We start from the raw sequence: 13,943 nt of genomic DNA on the forward strand, positions 1-13,943 counted from the left end.
GGAAGCGACCATGAACAGCATTATCTGGCCGGAAAAATATGCCCCCGGAACCACCGACAATTTTGTTTCCAACGAAGTGATTGTGGCGAATCTTAGCGCCTGCGAGGTCTGGACATATCTGGTCGATACCCGCTGGTGGCCGGGTTATTACGAGAACGTGTCAGATATCCATTTTTACGATGCGACCGGCCCGCAGCTTGCAGCCAACAGCCGCTTTCGCTTCACCACGTTCCGCTTTCCGGTAGAGGCGCAGGTTGTTGAATTTATACCGCCCGCAGAGGGCCAGCCTGCCCGCCTCGCCTGGCGCGGTTGGGTGGAAGGCGATGAAGATAAGGCGCTCGATGCGCTGCACGCCTGGCTGATTGAAGAGTTACCTGGGGCACGCGTGCGCATCCTTACCCAGGAGAGCCAGACAGGCAAACCGGCGCAGCAGCTTGCGGCCACCACGCCAAACCCGATGCTGAATGCCCATCAGGCGTGGCTGGACGGCCTTGCGAAGACGGCGCTTGCGCAAAAAGGCTTACCGGCAATAAAAAAGCGCGGCATGGGTTCGCAGAATAGGTAGCGAAGCGCCCCTTTTTTACGCAACCGCTAATAGCGAATCTCCGCCGTCTGGCGCAGCTCTTCGGCAGTTGCCGCAGGCAAACCGAAAAACGCCAGATAAGCGGGGATCATCTCAAACAGCATGTCCACGCCCTGCTGGGTGACGCAGCCGCGCTCCCGGGCGGCCTGTAAAAATGGCGTCACGGCGCTTTTCATCACCACTTCGCCGACAAAACAGCCGGGGGTAAGGCGCGAGACATCCAGCGGCAGCGGGTCGCCTGGCTGCATGCCGAGCGGTGTGGCGTTAACCACGATGTCATGCCCCTGCGGGTCGCGCTCGCCAACCGTCACCTGAAGCGCCGGATAGTGCTTTCGCAAGCGCTGCGCCAGCGCCTCGCCGCTCTCCCGGCAGGTATCGAACAGCGTCAACGCCGTCACGCCCGCCGCCGCCAGCGACGCGCTAATCGCGCTCCCCACGCCGCCGCTGCCCACTACCAGCGCGCGCTTGCCTTGCGCCGGCTGGCCTTTTTGCAGCATGCCGCGCACAAAGCCTTCGCCGTCAAACATGTCGCCTTCCAGCTCGCCCGCTTTATTCAGGCGTACGGCGTTGCAGGCGCCCGCTATCTGCGCCGTCGGGCTAAGGCTGTCCACCAGTGCGGTGGTGGCGACTTTGTGCGGCATGGTGATAAGCGCGCCGATCACATTGGTGGTGCGAAACAGCGAACGCAGCAGTTCCGGATAGGCTTCCGGCTTAACGCCCATCGGCATCACGTTGATGTCCAGACCGTTCGCCGCAAACCACGGGTTGTAAATCATCGGTGCTTTGAAGCTCTCGGTGGGAAAGCCGAGGTGCGCTATCAGGCGAGTGTGTCCACTAATCATAAGCATCCTTACGCGGCAGCGCAGCGCGCCGCCGCACTGCGTTAATCCAGCTCGATGCGTTTCACATCGCCAAGAATAAAGAGGTAGGAGACGACGCCCAGCAACGCCGCGCCGCCGACATAAATCAGCGCATAGAAGAAATTGCCGGTGCCGGCGACAATAAAACCAATCACCAGCGGCGTGACGACCGACGCCATGTTAGTGCAGAAGTTGAACAGGCCGCCCGTCAGCCCGGCGAGGTTTTTCGGCGCCATATCGGAAACCAGCGTCCAGCCCAGCCCAACCATTCCCTGGCCGAAAAAGGCCAGCGACATGATGGCGATAACGCCCGCATCCGTCGGCATCCAGTTTGCCAGAATGATGGTGCTGGCAAGCAGCAGCCCGGTAACGATGGGCAGCTTGCGCGCCACGTTGGCGGAGCCGGTTGCCTTCAGCAGCTTGTCGGAGATAAAGCCGCCCGCCAGTACGCCCACCGCGGCGGAAAGAAACGGCATGATGGCGAAGAACCCCACTTTCAGCCATGGCAGTTGCCGCTCGGTCGCGAGGTAGGTAGGAAACCAGGTAAGGAAGAAGACCAGCGTGGTGTTGCCGGCAAACTGGCCGATGCCCGCGCCTATCATCTGGCGGCACTTCAGCAGCTTGCCGACATTGCTCCAGTCGAAATGCATTTTCGGTTCAGGCCCGGCTTCGCCGCGCCCGCCGATATACTCAAGCTCCGCCTGGTTGGCGCTGCGGGAGTTTTCCGGCTCGTGGTATCTGACCCACCACACCCCGGCGAAGAGAATGCCCACCACGCCGGTGACGATAAACAGCGCCCGCCAGCCGAAGCTCTCCATTATCCAGAACAGCAGCGGCGCGAAAGCCGCCAGGCCAACGTACTCCCCCACGGTGTAAACCGCCGTGGCGCGGGCGCGTTCATGCTGCGGGAACCATTTCCCCACCACCCGGCTGTTGACCGGAAAACAGGGCGCTTCGCTGATGCCCAGCCCCAGGCGGCAAAGCAGCAGCGTTTTCAGGCCCAGGGTCATGCCGTGCAGCAGCGTGAACACAGACCAGAAGACCAGCGAAAGCGCATAGGTAATTTTGTTGCCGAAGCGGTCGAGAAACATGCCGCCCGGAATTTGCATCACCGCATAGGTCCAGGCGAAGGCGGAAAAGACGATGCCCATGGTGGCGGCGTTGATGCCGAGGTCGCGGCTCACTTCCGGCGCGGCGATGCCAAGCACGGTGCGGTCGAGATAGTTAATCATCGTCCCCACCGCCAGCAGGGCGAGGATCCCAAGCCGCGTGCGGGTGCGCTTCACGCTCCCCGCCTGCGGGGCGGCGATATCGCCCGGTTGCAAGGTTGTCATGTTGTTATCCTTTTTATGCAGGTTACAGAGTTATTGTTATGCGATGTTCTGTTTCTCGCCCGCCCTGAACCTTCTGGTCCACGGCGGGTTATGCTACTGATGTGTTTGCATGGCGGCAAGCCGAACGGCGGCATTGCTTGCGCCGTATTGCTGGTAATCTCCCTTACGCTCCACTATTTCAAAGAAAAAGCGCCCCTCGCGAAATGGCGGCGTGTAGATATGCAAAAACGCGTTGCCGCGATCGTCGCGCTCATAAAGCGCCTGCAGCGCAGGCAGCGTCGCCAGCAGCCCGCCGCTCTCGCCGTAGCGCGCCAGCAGGTCGTCGTAATAGTTGGCTGGCACCGCAAGCGGCTGCATACCCTGCGCTTTCAGCCGTGTCACGGTGGTCAGCAGATCGTTCGCGGCGAACGCGACGTGCTGAAGCCCGCTGCCCTGATAGCTCGCCACCGAGCGGGCAATCTGCGTGTCGCGGCTCTGGGACATATTGAGCGGCAGCCGGATGGTGCGGCACGGGCTGTGCAGCACCTGGCTGCGCACCAGCCCATACGGGTCCGGCAGGCTGTACTCGCTGTCGAGCTCAAAACCGAACACCGAGCGAAAGAACATTACCCAGTTGTCGCGGCTGCCTTCCGGCAGGCCAAGCGCCAGATGGTCGATACCGGTGAAATCTTTATTCGGCGTCGGTTGCAGATGAAAATCGGCGTGCCAGCCCTCTTCGCCTGCCGATTCAATCAGGTAGATACAGCTGCCGTCAGGGGCGCAGATGGCGGGCAGCTCGCGCTCGTCCGGCCCGTGCGCCTCCTGCCAGAGCGGATAGCCATAATCCTGCGCCCGCTTAAGCAGTTGCGCCGCGCCCTTCACCCGCCAGGCCTGCGCGCATAGCGATACGCCGTGGCGCTGGTAGAAGTTATCCGCCCAGCTGTGGGGCTGGTGGTTGATAATGACGTTGGCTCCGCCGTTGCGCCACAGCTCAACCTTTTTCGAGCGATGTTCGCCCGCCTGGGCAAAACCGAGCGGGCGCAGCGCCGCGCCAAGGGCGCAAGCGTCATCTTCGCTTGCGGCGAATTCGATAAACTCCACGCCGTCGTAGCGGGCGAGCGGCGCCGAGGAAAAGAGCGGCGCGTCGCTCTCCGGCAGACGCTTGCGGGTCTGCTCCTCAAGCCAGAGCAGCGAGCGGTAGCCATCTTTCGCCGTGGGCGCGGTGGGAAACGCGCGAAAACCGTCGTTGAAGATCTCCAGCGACCAGGGGCCGCGGTAGCCTTTGGCGGTGAGGTCGCGGGCGAACTCCGCCAGCGGCAGCTCGCCCTGACCCGGGAAGCAGCGGAAATGGCGGCTCCACTCCAGCACATCCATTTTCATCAGCGGCGCGTCGGCAAGTTGCAAAAAGGTGATTTTCTCCACCGGAATATCTTCCATTGCGCCAAGCCGGTCGCCGCGCGCGAGGATATGGAAGCTGTCGAGCACGATGCCGAGCGCCGGGCTGTCGACCGCCTTCACCCGCGCCCAGGCGTCGCGAAAACGGTTTACGTGTGTGCCCCAGGCCAGCGCTTCGTAGCCCACTTCTATCGCAAACTGCTGCGCCAGCGCGGCGATCACCGCGAGATCGCTAACCTGCAAATCAAAGCTCGATGAGGTGTGCGGCGACACGTTGCTGCACAGCAGCATTTTGTCGCAGCCCAGCTGCTGCATCAGGTCGAACTTGCGGCGCGCGCGCTCCAGGTTGGCGGCAAACTGCTGGCGCGACATGCCTTCGAAATCGCGAAACGGCTGGAACAGCGTGATGGTAAGTCCCAGGTCAGCGCACATCTGGCGCACGTCGGCGGGCGAGCCGGGGTAATAAAGGAGGTCGTTTTCAAAAATCTCTACGCCGTCGAACCCGGCGGCGGCAATGGCGTTAAGTTTCTCCGGCAGCGTTCCGGAGACAGAAACGGTCGCAATTGAACGTTGCATGTTGATCTCTCACAGCTTAAGGGTGAGATTCAGAATTGTATCAACTGGTTCATTATGCAAATAAAAAGTTAAATAAATGTGATTTGATATGCCGTTTTTCTGTACAGATCTGTGTCCATCTGGTGTACAGCTCACGAAATGGCGGTGAAAACGGAGGTAAACAATGTTCAGCCGACACCCGTCTTCCCTGCCTGGTTCACAGCACCGCCTATACTGAAACCTTCCCTCTTTTATTGTGAAGGAGCCGCTTATGGGGCGCGTCTGGCACCAGAACGCAGTGATATATCAGATAGATCCCAGCCGCTTTTACGACAGCAACGGCGATGGCTGGGGCGATATTCGCGGCATTATCCAGAAGCTGGATTACATTGCCTCGCTCGGCGTCACGGCGCTGTGGCTCACGCCTTTTTATGTCTCGCCCCGGCGGGACAACGGCTACGACGTAGAAGACCATCTCTCCATCGACCCGCGTCTTGGCGAGCCGGAGGATATCGACTGGCTGCTGGCCGAAGCGCGCAAGCGGGATATGCGGGTGATTATCGAACTGGTGGCACAGCACACCTCTGACACCCACTACTGGTTTCAGGAAGCGCGTAAAAACGAAAGCGGCCCCTACCGGGACTACTACCTGTGGTCGAAAAACGGCGGGCCGGATGAGCCCAGGCCGATGTTTCCCACCGTTGAGCCGCATATCTGGCGCTGGGACGACGAAGCGCAAAGCCATTACCGTCACCTCTTTTATCACCACGAGCCGGACCTTAACCTCGCCAATCCGCACGTGCTGCACGAGGTTGACCGCATTCTCGAACACTGGGTAGAAAAAGGGGTGGCGGGTTTTCGCATCGATGCCGCGTCGCACATGGTGGAACAGGCGGGTAACGGCGATAAAGAAAAGGGCTACCGATTTTTCAACCACGTTCACGCCCTGCTGGAACGTCACCGTCCGGAGCTGATGCTGCTGGGTGAGGTGGACGTTAACGTTGACGAGTTCACCCACTATTTCGGCGACGGCGACCGTCTTACCACCCTGCTTAATTTCTGGATCAACAAAAATATCTTTCTGGCGCTGGCGCGGGAAAACGCGCAGCCGCTGGTCACCGCGCTCAACGAGCTGCCGCTGCCGCCGGAGCATGGCGGCTACTGCTTCTGGCTTCGCAACCATGACGAACTGGATATGGAAGACCTGAGCGAAGAAGATTTTAACTTCGTCATGGATAAATACGCCCCCGACGAGAATATGCGCATCTACGGGCGCGGCATCCGCCGCCGTCTGGCGCCGATGCTTGATGGCGACGAGCGCCACCAGGCGCTGGCCCACGCCCTGCTCTTTTCGCTGCCCGGCACGCCTGCTGTTCGCTACGGCGCGGAGACAGGCATGGGGGATAACCTGAGCCAGCCGGAGCGTGAATCGGTACGCTCGCCGATGCAGTGGAACGATTCACCCGGCGCCGGCTTTTCCACCGCCCGCCCGGCGCGTTTTGTCTCGCCCTTGATTACGGACGGGCCGTTCGGTTATCAAAAAATTAATGTTGAGGAGCAACTGGCGCGGGAAGACTCCCTGCTGCACCGCATCCGCCGCATTGCTGAAACCTGGCGCACGCTGCCGGAAGTCTGTTACCACCATTTCCACCCTTTCACCGTGCCGCAGCAGAGCGTTTTCGCCGCCCGCTATCAGGGCGAAGGCTACGCCACGCTGATGTTCGCCAACCTGAGCGCTGAGCCGGTTGTCGTCGAGCTGGGAGAGTTGAATCTGCAAGAGGCGGTGGAAATTCTGGCGGACGGGGAATATCCGCCAGTTTCCCGTGAACTGGCGCTAAACGGCCACGGTTACCGCTGGCTGCGCCTGCGCTAAGTTAACGGCGGCGGCAAAGCCCGCGCAGCACCAGCCCGACTACCGCCACCGCCGCCACGCCCATGACCCTTGAATCTACCGATATCGCTTTTGCGCGGGCCTGGCGGTCGAACCGGCCGTGGGCCTGGTGCCCATCCTCCAGCGGGCGGAACAGATAATCGTCACGCATTGCCGGTTCTATCTCATCCGTAAGCTGCCCCTGCCAGGCCTTTTTCGCCAGCATACGGTCCAGCAGGCCGGGGAAAAACATATTGCCGACAATGGACATGATGGTGCTTTTGCCAAGCCAGACCTCGCGGGGCGTTAGTCGCGCCACGGCGGCGTTATAAATCGCTTTTGCCGCCACTTCCGGCTGATAGACCGGCGCCACGGGCTGCATCCGGTGATGAAATTTATTACGCGCCCAGTTGAACTGGGTAGTGTTCACCGCTGGCAACTGCACCATGGTTAGCCGCACGCCGCTCTTTTGATGCAGCAGCTCGCAGCGCAGCGAATCGGTGAAGGCGCGCACCGCCGCCTTCGCGCCGCAGTAGGCGGACTGCAATGGGATGGAGCGCAGCGCCAGCGCGGAGCCGACCTGCACAATGGTGCCGCTGTTGCGCTCCTGCATGTAGCGCAGCGCCGCGCGCGTGCCGTTGACGGTGCCAAGATAGGTCACTTCGGTTACGCGGCGATACTCATCGGCGCTCATCTCTTCCACCGGCGCCAGCACCGTGGTCATCGCGCAGTTTATCCAGACCGCGATGGGGCCAAGCTCCTCTTCCACGCGCTGGGCCGCGTTGCTTATCTGCTGCGGGTCGGCCACGTCGGCGCTGACGCCAAGCGCCCTGCCGCCGTGGCGCTCAAGCTCCTTTACCGTATCCGCAATACCCTGTTCTCCCCGGGCAATGACCGCGACGTCATAGCCTGAAGCCGCAAAATAGTCTGCCGTCGCGCGTCCGACACCTGAACTTCCGCCGGTCACGACAGCGACAAAGGCGTTTTTTGTCATGTCGTTATCCTGATTTATTGAAGGTAACAAAAGCTTAGTACAGGAGGGGACGTCGCGCCCCGGACAACCGCGACGCCGCGAGCGGAAAAAACAGAAAAAAACGCCCGGCGAACCGGGCGTTTTCAGAGGCGTTCAGATCAAAAGGTCGTCCAGCCCTCATCCAGCGTAGCGGCGCGTTTCGCTGCAGGCTGCGGGGCCGCCGGGCGGCTTTGCGGCGCTGGGGGGCTTAGCGGCGCTTTCGCGCGCGCCGCCCTGGCCGCTGCGTCGTTTTCCGCCAGACGGAATGTCGCCACCAGTTGCGCCAGCAGGCTCGCCTGCTCTTCCAGGGCCTGGGCGGAAGTGGACGAGGCCATGACCAGTTGCGCGTTCTGCTGGGTGGTGGCGTCCAGTTCGCTCACGGCGCGAGAGATCTGCTCAATGCCGCGGCTCTGCTCTTCGGAGGCGGAAGAGATTTCGCCCATAATGTCGTTCACCCGGGTAACGGAGCTCACCACCTGCTCAATGGTTTCGCCTGCGCGGGCGGCGCGTTCGCTGCCGGTTTTGATACGATTGACCGATTCGTCAATCAGCAGGGCGATGTCTTTCGCCGCCTGCGAGCTGCGGCTCGCAAGGCTTCTGACTTCGCTCGCCACCACCGCAAAGCCGCGCCCCTGCTCGCCCGCACGCGCCGCTTCCACCGCGGCGTTGAGCGCCAGGATGTTGGTCTGGAAGGCGATGCTGTTAATCACTGCGGTGATATCCGCAATTTTCTGCGAGCTGGCGGAGATGTCGCCCATGGTTTTCACCACATCGCGCACCACGTCGCCGCCCTGGCTCGCGGTTTGCGACGCCTCTGCGGCGATTTTACTGGCGTGGCGGGCGTTGTCGGCGTTGTTTTTCACCGTCGCGGTCAGCTGCTCCATGCTGGCGGCGGTTTGCACAACCGCTGCCGCCTGCTGCTCGGTGCGCGAAGAGAGATCGCTGTTGCCGGTGGCGATATCGCTGGCGGCGCTGGCGACGCGGGAGACGCTCTGGCGTACATCGCCGATGATAGCCCGCAGACGGGCGTTCATACCGCCCATCGCGTGGGTAAGCTGACCCAGTTCGTCTTTGCGATCGGTTTGAATCTCTGCGCTCAGATCGCCGCTGGCGATGCGTTCCGCCAGCGCCAGGTTATGCGTCAGCGGACGGGTTATCTGACGGATAATGTAAACCGCCACCAGCAGGCCGAACAGGATAGCCAGCGCGCCGATAATAATGGCGGTTGTGGATGAGTTATACGCCAGTTCGTCGTTCTGAACTTTCACCTGGGCGATAATCTGCTTGATGGCCGCGCTGCTCTGGTCGCCTGCGGTTTTCACCGTGTCTTCCGCCGCTTTCAGTTGGCTCCAGCCTTCATAGTAACGCGTGCTGAGATCGCGATAGCGCGTGGTGTCGCTCCATAAGGACTGGAACGGCGCCTGCAGCGACGGGTCCAGCTCGCTCATCAGCGTATTAAGCTGCGTTTGCGCCGCATTGTAGCTTTGCCTGAGCCCCTGGAGCGCCGCTTCATTGCCGCCGAGTCGCAGCGCCAGAGCGTGGTCGCGTACGCTGCTGATAGCAAACAGCAGATCATAAATTTTATAGGACTGCGCCGGGTCGGCGACGGGCGTGCGGATAAGCTGACCGAAGCGCTCAGCCTCTTCTTTCGCCGTCATCTCATCAAGCGACGCCCGCACACCGTTGAGCGCATCCGTGGCTTTCGCCATCGCCACAATGCTGCTGTCGAAGGCCGCCAGCGCGCGGTCGATATCGCTGATAATTGTTTTTTCATCCGCATCCCAGGAGAGCGCCTGCGCGCCTGCGGTCAGCTCGCGGGCATGCTGAACATAGTTCGCCATGGTCTGGCGGGCTTTGTCGTCGCCGCTGTAGAAGTATTTCAGGCGATTGATTTTGGCCTGAAAGATTTCAATGTTGATTTCATAAACCAGGTTGGTTTTTTGATAGACGTCGCGGATCGCCATGAAGCGAACCACGCTCAGCGCCGTGGCTAACGCCACCAACAACAGCACCAGGCCGAAACCCAGCGACAGCTTGCGCGCGATGCGGATATTTCGTAATCGGGATACCAGACCAGCCATCCTGCCTCTCCTTGTTATTGTGCGGACGCTTTTTAGCGCCTGGAAAGGTTATCGGTTGCGTGGCCAGAATATTGAGTATCTTTCGTGCAAAGCGGTGAAAAAAAGGCCTTTCGCCCGAAAGCGTCGTCAGACGCCGCCGGAGAAAGGCCCTTTTGCCGCCGCGCACAGTTCGTTCCAGTAGCGCAGCCGGATCCCGCGTCGCAACGCGCTATCGATTGCGATACCAGACCGGATCGATATTGCCGAAATCAATGCCATAGAGATGCCCTGTGGGAATAAAAGATTCGAGCATACGGGTGCTGTCGTTACTGCTGCGTGGCAGCAGCAACGCCCGTGCGGCGCGGCGTATGCGCCGGGTCAGCCTGCGCGAGGTCTGTGCGGTTAAGAAAGCCATCGCCTCCTCCTGTTTCTGATGCATTGACAATCAGTAAAGCGTCGGGGAGGCGCAAAGGGAAACAATCATTTCAACAGTCGTTAGCGAAAAATTGGCTAACCGCGGAGCGTCAGGCGAAATACTGCTTTTTGAGAATATAGGTGGCGTCGTCGATAGCGTAATGGATGGCCTGGACGCTGCGCTCGGTATCGCCCTCCTCCAGCGCCGCCAGCAGGTCATCGTAGTCGTGATGCTTTTTCACATAGTCAGGCGACTGGGGGTAGAGAAAATTAAAGCAGGGGCCGATGCGCACCCAGAGTTGTTCTATCAGGTCCAGCAGCGTAGGCATCTCCGCGCAGGCGTAAAGCTGAAAACGAAACAGGTGGTTAGTATGCAGCGCCTCTTCCACGTTGCCCGCCAGTTTCGCGGCGTGAAAGCGCTGGTATATTTCCCGCAGCGATGCGAGCTGGCCGCGCGAAAGACGCGGAATGGCCGCTTCCACCGCCATACTTTCCAGGTTCTTGCGGATCTGGCTTATCTCTTCGTAACGCTCAAGGCTCATTTCCGGCACCAGAAACGCCTGCGCCGGCGTAGCGTTAAGCGCGCCGCAAGAGACCAGACGCAACAGCGCTTCGCGCACAGGCGTAATACTGGTGCCGAGCTGGTCGGCAATCTCTTTGGTCACCAGACGCGCTCCGGGACGCAAGCTGCCGACGATCAGCGCGTTTTTAAGTTTAACTTCAACCTGCATGGTGAGACTCATGCGTTGCGCTTTTTCCAGATCAAGCATGTTTATTTCCTATCTTCAATTTTTCTTAGTATTAGCAGGCTTAACCGTCTTATTTGCCATATAACAAGCACGATCTATCCTGGTGAGACATACTGCTGTAGCGACGCCAGATTGCATAGCATAACCTTTAAAAATAACGACTTGTCACAGGAGCAAGCCGCAAGTGCCGGGCGGTATATTCGCTTTTTTGACTTTACCGTTGCCGCCGGGTTTACTTATCCGCTGCTAATGTATGCTGTCGGCCCGTCATAACGCGTACTACGCTTCGCGCGCGATATGCCGTCTGGCGCGTCTCATTCAGTCGCCTTATTGCCATTTCGCACGAATTGCTGTCCGGCTTATGTCGTTACGCCAGTTTATGTAAGTAAAGTCGTTGTTACAGAATTTGCACGAAAACCATTAATCTCCGGCGTTTATCAGAAAAGACCTTATTTAAGGCAAAGCGAAAAACGGGAAACTTTCGCCGCGTTAGCGACGGCGAACGGTGGCTGTCTGATGCGAACAGGCGGCCTCAGAGGAAACACCCTTATGCGGCGCGCGTACGGAGGCGATTAAACAGACCACAGGAGTTGACCGGCACAGCATAACTGCCGTTTTACGCGGGCGTAGGTTAGCCCGCAGGCGTTGCTGATCGCGGCGATCAGCCCGTTTAAAAGTGAACCATTTTGTACTGAAATCGAGGATCCGTTTATGACCGGCCTGCCCCATCCTGCCCTTGACCTGACGCTTGAACTGCTGGAGAGCCTGACGCCGTGGCGCAGCGACGCGAGCGATCCCGCCCGCCAACGCGATCTGGCCGCCTGGCTTGAGCAATGGCTGGTGGATGAGGTGGAGGCGCGCGTCGTGTTGCCGGTTGCAGACCAGCCGCTCACCTCGCCGCCGCTGGTGCACGCCCGTATTGACGTGGGCGCAGCGGTAACCGTGGTGCTCTATAACCGTTACGACGTGGCGCCCGCCGCGCCCGAAGGCTGGGAGGTGGATCCTTTCCTGGGGGGCGTGCGTCACTGGCCGCAATGGGGCGACGTGTTTATCGCCCGCGGCGCGCAAAAGCATAAAGGGCCGCTGGCAGGCATGTTAATGACCGTGCGCGACCTCTGGCAAAACGGGTTGTTGCATGTGAACCTGGAGATTGTGCTGGAAGGCGAGCAGGCCTGCGGCAGCGCTACGCTGCGCCGTTATCTTGCGCAAGCTTCCTGCCCAATCCCGCCCGCCGAAGCGGTGCTTTTCCCTGCTTTTTGCGAGCAGGAAGGCGGCGTTCCACGGGTTTATCTCGGCTTTACCGGCATGACGCAGGGTGCCGTACGGGTTAAGGGTGGCGACTGGGGCGGCCCGCGCTCGGCGATTGACGCAAGCCACGCCGCCTGGGTCGCCAGCCCCGCCTGGCGGCTGGTCGAGGCGCTGAACGCCATCGCGCCAGCGCAGGCCAACGGCGTGCTGGAAACGCGTCCGCTGGATGTGGAAGCGGCTGAATGGCTCGATGAACTGGCGCAGCAGTGTAACCCGGAAGCGCAACTGGGCCAGAACGCTCGCCTCGCGCTGAACGCCAGCGCTTATGAAGCGCTGGCGCACCTGCTTGGCAGCGCGGTGCTCACGATAAGCGAACTGAAAACCGCCTCTGGTGGGCAGGACGTTATCGCGCCTGAAGCCTGCGCGGCGTTTACGCTGCGTACGCCGCCGGGCAGCGACCCGCAAGCCTTACTGGCGCGTTTGCGCGAACGGCTGATGCTGCCGGACCTCGTCGGCGCAGAGCTTCATTGCGGCGAGAGCTATCCGGGTATGCGCTTTAGCGCGGAGGAACCGGGAGTGATGGAGCTGCTGATGAGCTATCAACAGCAGCAGGCGCGGGCGCAAATCGGGCCCTGGTCGCCGGAATGCGCGCCAGCCAGCGCCTTCGCGCCTGTCGCTCCGGCGTTTGTGATGGGCGGTCTCGGCAGCGGCGGCAACGCCTGCGGCGTAAATGAATTTATTACGCTAAAAGGGCTGGCGCGTTTTCAGCGTTCGCTGCGCGACTGGCTGCTCTGTTTTTAACGGCGCCCGGGCGAGAAATAAAGGCGGCGGGAGCCGCCGCCTCCCGGTTACGCCTCTTCACCGTCAATACGGATAACCAGCTTGCCGAAGTTTTTCCCCTGCAGCAGGCCGATAAAAGCTTGCGGCGCGTTTTCAAGCCCCTCCACCACCTGCTCGCGGTAGTGAACTTTGCCCTCTTTCACCCACGGCTCCATGGCGTCGCGAAACTCTTCGATGCGATGGCCATAATCCTGATTAATAATAAAGCCCTGCATGCGGATGCGTTTTTTCAGGATGGTCCCCATCAACAGCGGCAGCCGGTCAGGGCCTGGCGGTAAATCCGTGGCGTTATAGCCCGACACCAGACCACAAACCGGGACGCGGGCTGCGGTGTTAAGCAGCGGCAGAACGGCGTCGAAGACTTTGCCGCCCACGTTTTCAAAATAAACGTCGATGCCGTTCGGACACGCCTGTTTCAGCTTCCCGGCAAAATCTTCGGCGCGGTGGTCGATACACTCGTCAAAGCCCAGGTTTTCCACCGCATGGCGACACTTCTCTTCGCCGCCCGCAACGCCCACCACCCGGCAGCCTTTCAGCTTGCCTATCTGTCCTACCGTGGCGCCCACCGGACCTGTTGCGGCGGCGACCACCAGCGTTTCACCCGGCTTCGGGTTGCCGATATCCAGCAGCCCCATGTAAGCGGTAAAGCCCGGCATGCCCAGCACGCCGAGATACCACGAGGGATTTTCCGGCTGCTTGCCAAGCGGCGTGAGCTCTTTGCCGCTGGCGATGCAGTAATCCTGCCAGCCGCCGTAGCCCACTACCCAGTCGCCTTCGGAAAAGTCGGGATGCAGCGATTTTTCTACCCGCCCGATAGTGCCGCCGACCATGACTTCGCCAATCTGCACCGGCGGGGAATAAGAAGGTTCGTCGCTCATGCGCCCGCGCATATACGGGTCGAGTGAAAGATAGACGTTGCGCAGCAGCACCTGTCCTTCGCCTGGCTCGGCAATCACATCCTCTTCAAGACGAAAGTTTTCCGCGACCGGCGCGCCGTGAGGACGGGAAGCCAGCACCCAGCGACGGTTTTGTTGTTGACTCATA

At 60.5% G+C, this 13,943-nt stretch carries 11 protein-coding genes; 3 read left to right on the forward strand and 8 right to left on the reverse strand.

Going from position 1 to position 13,943, the window contains the following annotated elements; genetic code table 11:
* Positions 1–10 precede the first annotated feature (10 nt).
* Positions 11–565, forward strand: a complete 555-nt coding sequence (locus IEX01_RS06975; RefSeq protein WP_188723533.1) for an SRPBCC family protein — start codon at positions 11–13, stop codon at positions 563–565.
* A gap of 26 nt (positions 566–591) precedes the next feature.
* On the opposite strand, the gene IEX01_RS06980 is transcribed toward IEX01_RS06975, so the two are convergent.
* From IEX01_RS06980 to IEX01_RS06990, 3 genes are all read right to left on the reverse strand, one after another.
* Positions 592–1,431, reverse strand: coding sequence for a shikimate dehydrogenase family protein (locus tag IEX01_RS06980; RefSeq protein ID WP_229701813.1), 840 nt, complete (start codon positions 1,429–1,431; stop codon positions 592–594).
* A gap of 35 nt (positions 1,432–1,466) precedes the next feature.
* Positions 1,467–2,777 carry an MFS transporter gene (locus tag IEX01_RS06985; protein ID WP_188723535.1) on the reverse strand — a complete coding sequence of 437 codons (1,311 nt, stop codon included), beginning with the start codon at positions 2,775–2,777 and terminating at the stop codon, positions 1,467–1,469.
* A gap of 93 nt (positions 2,778–2,870) precedes the next feature.
* Positions 2,871–4,727 carry a bifunctional sugar phosphate isomerase/epimerase/4-hydroxyphenylpyruvate dioxygenase family protein gene (locus IEX01_RS06990; RefSeq protein WP_188723536.1) on the reverse strand — a complete coding sequence of 619 codons (1,857 nt, stop codon included), beginning with the start codon at positions 4,725–4,727 and terminating at the stop codon, positions 2,871–2,873.
* A 250-nt stretch (positions 4,728–4,977) separates the two neighbouring features.
* Here IEX01_RS06990 and IEX01_RS06995 point away from each other — a divergent pair, with 250 nt between their 5' ends.
* Positions 4,978–6,579, forward strand: a complete 1,602-nt coding sequence (locus IEX01_RS06995; RefSeq protein WP_188723537.1) for an alpha-amylase family protein — start codon at positions 4,978–4,980, stop codon at positions 6,577–6,579.
* 1 nt (position 6,580) lies between these two features.
* On the opposite strand, the gene IEX01_RS07000 is transcribed toward IEX01_RS06995, so the two are convergent.
* From IEX01_RS07000 to IEX01_RS07015, 4 genes are all read right to left on the reverse strand, one after another.
* Positions 6,581–7,570: an SDR family oxidoreductase gene (locus tag IEX01_RS07000; protein WP_188723538.1), complete on the reverse strand. Its 990-nt coding sequence runs from the start codon at positions 7,568–7,570 to the stop codon at positions 6,581–6,583.
* 137 nt (positions 7,571–7,707) lie between these two features.
* Positions 7,708–9,669, reverse strand: a complete 1,962-nt coding sequence (locus IEX01_RS07005) for a methyl-accepting chemotaxis protein (protein WP_024557571.1) — start codon at positions 9,667–9,669, stop codon at positions 7,708–7,710.
* Positions 9,670–9,877: 208 nt separating this feature from the next.
* Positions 9,878–10,063 carry a hypothetical protein gene (locus IEX01_RS07010; RefSeq protein WP_024557570.1) on the reverse strand — a complete coding sequence of 62 codons (186 nt, stop codon included), beginning with the start codon at positions 10,061–10,063 and terminating at the stop codon, positions 9,878–9,880.
* A gap of 109 nt (positions 10,064–10,172) precedes the next feature.
* Positions 10,173–10,832: a GntR family transcriptional regulator gene (locus tag IEX01_RS07015; RefSeq protein ID WP_024557569.1), complete on the reverse strand. Its 660-nt coding sequence runs from the start codon at positions 10,830–10,832 to the stop codon at positions 10,173–10,175.
* A 690-nt stretch (positions 10,833–11,522) separates the two neighbouring features.
* On the opposite strand from IEX01_RS07015, the gene IEX01_RS07020 reads away from it, so the two are divergent.
* Positions 11,523–12,860, forward strand: coding sequence for a M20/M25/M40 family metallo-hydrolase (locus tag IEX01_RS07020; protein ID WP_188723539.1), 1,338 nt, complete (start codon positions 11,523–11,525; stop codon positions 12,858–12,860).
* 47 nt (positions 12,861–12,907) lie between these two features.
* Here IEX01_RS07020 and curA read toward each other — a convergent pair whose 3' ends face one another.
* Entirely contained in the window at positions 12,908–13,942 is a 1,035-nt protein-coding gene (gene curA / locus IEX01_RS07025) for an NADPH-dependent curcumin/dihydrocurcumin reductase (protein WP_188723540.1), read from the reverse strand.
* Between the last annotated feature and the right edge of the window lies 1 nt (position 13,943).

The organism is Franconibacter daqui (genome assembly GCF_014644275.1).
GTDB lineage: Bacteria > Pseudomonadota > Gammaproteobacteria > Enterobacterales > Enterobacteriaceae > Franconibacter > Franconibacter pulveris.

What these genes read in the sequence shown, in the direction of transcription:
- IEX01_RS07010 (WP_024557570.1), bottom strand. Translation starts at nt 10,063, where the DNA reads ATGGCTTTCTTAACCGCACAGACCTCGCGCAGGCTGACCCGGCGCATA.
- IEX01_RS07005 (WP_024557571.1), bottom strand. Translation starts at nt 9,669, where the DNA reads ATGGCTGGTCTGGTATCCCGATTACGAAATATCCGCATCGCGCGCAAG.
- IEX01_RS07020 (WP_188723539.1), top strand. Translation starts at nt 11,523, where the DNA reads ATGACCGGCCTGCCCCATCCTGCCCTTGACCTGACGCTTGAACTGCTG.
- IEX01_RS07000 (WP_188723538.1), bottom strand. Translation starts at nt 7,570, where the DNA reads ATGACAAAAAACGCCTTTGTCGCTGTCGTGACCGGCGGAAGTTCAGGT.
- IEX01_RS06985 (WP_188723535.1), bottom strand. Translation starts at nt 2,777, where the DNA reads ATGACAACCTTGCAACCGGGCGATATCGCCGCCCCGCAGGCGGGGAGC.
- IEX01_RS06980 (WP_229701813.1), bottom strand. Translation starts at nt 1,431, where the DNA reads ATGCTTATGATTAGTGGACACACTCGCCTGATAGCGCACCTCGGCTTT.
- IEX01_RS07015 (WP_024557569.1), bottom strand. Translation starts at nt 10,832, where the DNA reads ATGCTTGATCTGGAAAAAGCGCAACGCATGAGTCTCACCATGCAGGTT.
- curA (WP_188723540.1), bottom strand. Translation starts at nt 13,942, where the DNA reads ATGAGTCAACAACAAAACCGTCGCTGGGTGCTGGCTTCCCGTCCTCAC.
- IEX01_RS06975 (WP_188723533.1), top strand. Translation starts at nt 11, where the DNA reads ATGAACAGCATTATCTGGCCGGAAAAATATGCCCCCGGAACCACCGAC.
- IEX01_RS06990 (WP_188723536.1), bottom strand. Translation starts at nt 4,727, where the DNA reads ATGCAACGTTCAATTGCGACCGTTTCTGTCTCCGGAACGCTGCCGGAG.
- IEX01_RS06995 (WP_188723537.1), top strand. Translation starts at nt 4,978, where the DNA reads ATGGGGCGCGTCTGGCACCAGAACGCAGTGATATATCAGATAGATCCC.